Source organism: Bordetella petrii, from assembly GCF_020991325.1.
GTDB classification, from domain to species: Bacteria; Pseudomonadota; Gammaproteobacteria; order Burkholderiales; family Burkholderiaceae_B; genus Bordetella_A; species Bordetella_A petrii_E.
Genome location: NZ_JAJMLX010000407.1, coordinates 1 through 2,932, shown reverse-complemented (window position 1 = coordinate 2,932; position 2,932 = coordinate 1). Strand labels below are relative to the sequence as shown.

The window sequence follows — 2,932 nt, the reverse complement described above, 5'->3', positions numbered from 1 at the left end:
GGGCCAGGGCCGCGGACGCGGGCTTGGCGGGTTTGGATGGCGCGGGCCTGGGGCTGGGCGCGGCTTTGGCAGCCGCCTGGCCGGCGGCATCCTGGCCGCCGTCGTAGACCTCGTCTTCGATGTGCATCATGAACGAGTTCAGGGTTTCACGGACCACGGCCGGCCCGCGCCGCGCGCACATCATGGCAATGCCCTGCAGCACCATGTTCATGACCATCAGGCGTTGCTCCGTGCGGCGTTCCAGCTTCACGGCGATGGGCTTGCACACCAGGTTGGCCAGCAGAATGCCGTAGAAGGTGGTCATCAGGGCCACGGCCAGTTGCTGGCCGATCAGCACCATGTCGCCGCTGCCCAGGATGGACATCAGGTTGATCAGGCCCACCAGGGTGCCCAGCATGCCGAAGGCCGGCGCAAAGCCGGCCATGATGCGGAACATCTGCGCTTCGGCGTGTTCGCGCGCGCGCAGGCGCGCGATGCGCCATTGCAGCAATTCGATGATCTGGTCTTCGGGGGTATGGTCGATGACCAGCTGGACGCCGGTACGCAGGAACGGGTTCGAGACTTTCTGCAGCGCGTCTTCCACTTTGCGCACATCGTTGTTCATCCACAACTGCGCCATGGCGGCCAGTTCGTCGATGTCGCGGCGCGAATCGATGCGCTCGCTGCGGAACACGGTGCGCACCAGGGCGAACACGCGCGCCACTTCGCGCAAGGGGTAGCTGATGAACAGCGCCGCGCACGTGCCCCCCAGCACCACGATCAGCCCGGGCAGGTTGACGTACAGGGCAGGGTCGGTGGCGGACATGACCAGGGCGGCGGCCAGCGTGAATATGGCGACCACGATGCCGATGAGGGTGGAAAGGTTCATGAACAGTGCCTTGCGCGTAGATCCGGTGCGAACAGGGCATTCTAGAAAGGCATGGCGCCCGGCAATCGGCGGAGAACGGCGGGAAAAAGGGCGGTTTGCGGGAAGCGAGGTTACAAAAAATATTCAACCATAAAGTTGAATGTTCTCGATGCCGGAATTAATATAACCAAATGGTTGAATATCAAACCCCCTACCTGGACCGCGTCTTCCACGCCCTGGCCGACCCCACGCGCCGCGCCATGCTGCAGGCGCTGCGCCATGGCGAACGCCCCGTCGGCGAACTGGCCGCGCCTTTCCAGATGTCATTCGCGGCGGCATCCAAGCACGTGAAGGTGCTGGAAGGGGCGGGGCTGGTCAGGCGGCGCGTGCAGGGCAGGCAGCACTTGTGCCGCATCGAGGCCGGCCCGCTGGCACAGGCCCATGCATGGCTGCGCGACTACGAACGTTTCTGGACGGGCAGGCTGGACGCATTGCAAGCCCTGCTGCAAGCCGAAGCGGACGCCGAGGCGCGGCTTTCCACAACTTCCACCCAAGGACCGCAACCATGAGTCATGCTGCTACATCCGTTTCGTCTTACCGCAAAGGCTACGCAGAACCGGTAGAGTCCGGGGCGCTGCAGTTCGTGCGCCTGCTGCCGGGGCCGATAGAGCGCGTGTGGGCCTGGCTGGCGGATTCCGACAAGCGCGCGCTATGGCTGGCCGCCGGAGACCTTCCGGCCCAGCCCGGCGCCGGCTTCGAATTGCGCTTCGACAACAGCGGGGTGGCGCCGGGCAGCGACCCCGTGCCCGAGAAATTCCGCGCCTATGAAGGTGCCATCGCCACGCAGCACACCTTGCTGCGCTGCGAGCCGCCCCGCTTGCTGGCCATCAGTTGGGGCGGCAAACATGAAGAACTGTCCGAAGTCACCTTCGAACTTGCGCCGCAAGGCGACCTGGTGCGCCTGGTGCTGACGCATCGCAGGCTGGTGCGCGCCGACACCCGGCTCAGTGTATCGGCCGGCTGGCATACCCACCTGGCTGTACTGGCCGACAAACTGGAGGGCCGCACGCCCACGCCGTTCTGGACGATGTACAGCGTGCTGGAACAAGACTACGCCGCCAGGCTGGGCCAGGCGGCGTAGTAGTGAACCAGGCTGCGGGGGCGCGCTGATCGGCCCGCCCCCGGGGCCGATCAGCGCGGCGCGGCGCCGGCGGGCGGCGGGTTCTTCTTGGCCATCTCGATCACGCGTTGGCGCAATTGCGGATCTTGCTCGATGGCCTGGCCGATGCCGTTGAACTCGTCGACGGTCAGGCCGTCGGCGTTGACCATGCGCACCATTTTTTCGTCGGCTTCGCGGTAAACCTGCTCGCGCGCCGTGTCGTCCTTGGCCGCTTGCAGCTTGGGGCGGTATTCGTCGGCCACCATGGCCACCTTTTGCGAGGCCGTGGCAAATTTCTGCAGCTGTGCATCAGACGGCTTGATGGCCGGCTGCATCTGGGCAGGGGGCTGCGCGGCGGGCGCGGCTTGCGCCATGGCGGCGGCGGGCGCCAGGCTCGCGGCCAGTACGGCAGCGGCAAAAAAAGCGGGGGTCGAACGCAGCATGAAGCCTCCTTGTTCAGGTTGAAACGTACAACCCGATGATGACAAGGGGGGGCGCCGCGGTTCAAGCTTTGCGATGTTTGCGCATGTGTCATGGCCCGGGAAGCCAGGTTACCGGGCGTTTCAAGGGGGATCAGGAATTCAGCGCGCGCGCCCGAGACAGCAGGTATTCGCGTTCGCGCGCGTTGCGCGCCATGCCGGCGGCGCGCTGGAATTCCGCGCTGGCTTCCTCGCGGCGGCCCAGGCGTGCCAGGAAGTCGGCCCGCACGCTGGGCAGCAGGTGGTATCCCGCCAGGACGGGATCGGCCACCAGGGCGTCCGCCAGGGCCAGTCCGGCTTGCGGCCCGTAGGCCATGCCCACCGCCACCGCGCGGTTCAGCTCTACCACGGGCGATGGCGCCACTTGCGCCAGGGCATCGTACAGGCCCACGATCTGCTGCCAGTCGGTGTCTTCGGGCCGCGCCGCGCGCGCGTGGCAGGCCGCCA

The 2,932-nt window shown here is 66.4% G+C and carries 4 protein-coding genes and 1 pseudogene; 2 read left to right on the top strand and 3 right to left on the bottom strand.

Annotated features, from left to right (window positions below):
- Positions 1 to 868 (bottom strand): motility protein A (locus tag LPZ50_RS23770; protein ID WP_230665319.1); only part of this gene is annotated, 868 nt, incomplete at its 3' end.
- Between the two features lie 170 nt (positions 869 to 1,038).
- Between LPZ50_RS23770 and LPZ50_RS23765 the strand changes: the two genes are divergently transcribed.
- The gene (locus LPZ50_RS23765; RefSeq protein ID WP_230665318.1) at positions 1,039 to 1,416 is read left to right on the top strand and encodes an ArsR/SmtB family transcription factor; all 378 of its coding nucleotides are present in this window, start codon (positions 1,039 to 1,041) and stop codon (positions 1,414 to 1,416) included.
- Positions 1,413 to 1,988 (top strand): SRPBCC family protein, encoded by a 576-nt coding sequence (locus LPZ50_RS23760; protein WP_230665317.1) that lies wholly within the window; start codon positions 1,413 to 1,415, stop codon positions 1,986 to 1,988. The genes LPZ50_RS23765 and LPZ50_RS23760 overlap by 4 nt, the downstream gene beginning before the upstream one ends.
- A gap of 50 nt (positions 1,989 to 2,038) precedes the next feature.
- Here the strand turns inward: LPZ50_RS23760 and LPZ50_RS23755 are convergent, their stop codons facing one another.
- Together LPZ50_RS23755 and LPZ50_RS23750 are read right to left on the bottom strand one after the other, a co-directional pair.
- Positions 2,039 to 2,449: a DUF4168 domain-containing protein gene (locus LPZ50_RS23755; protein WP_230665316.1), complete on the bottom strand. Its 411-nt coding sequence runs from the start codon at positions 2,447 to 2,449 to the stop codon at positions 2,039 to 2,041.
- Between the two features lie 130 nt (positions 2,450 to 2,579).
- Positions 2,580 to 2,932, bottom strand: a pseudogene (locus LPZ50_RS23750) (RNA polymerase subunit sigma-24); the annotation flags it as partial.

Excerpts from the sequence above, each read along its gene's own strand:
- LPZ50_RS23765 (WP_230665318.1), top strand. The coding sequence starts at position 1,039 with ATGGTTGAATATCAAACCCCCTACCTGGACCGCGTCTTCCACGCCCTG.
- LPZ50_RS23760 (WP_230665317.1), top strand. The coding sequence starts at position 1,413 with ATGAGTCATGCTGCTACATCCGTTTCGTCTTACCGCAAAGGCTACGCA.
- LPZ50_RS23755 (WP_230665316.1), bottom strand. The coding sequence starts at position 2,449 with ATGCTGCGTTCGACCCCCGCTTTTTTTGCCGCTGCCGTACTGGCCGCG.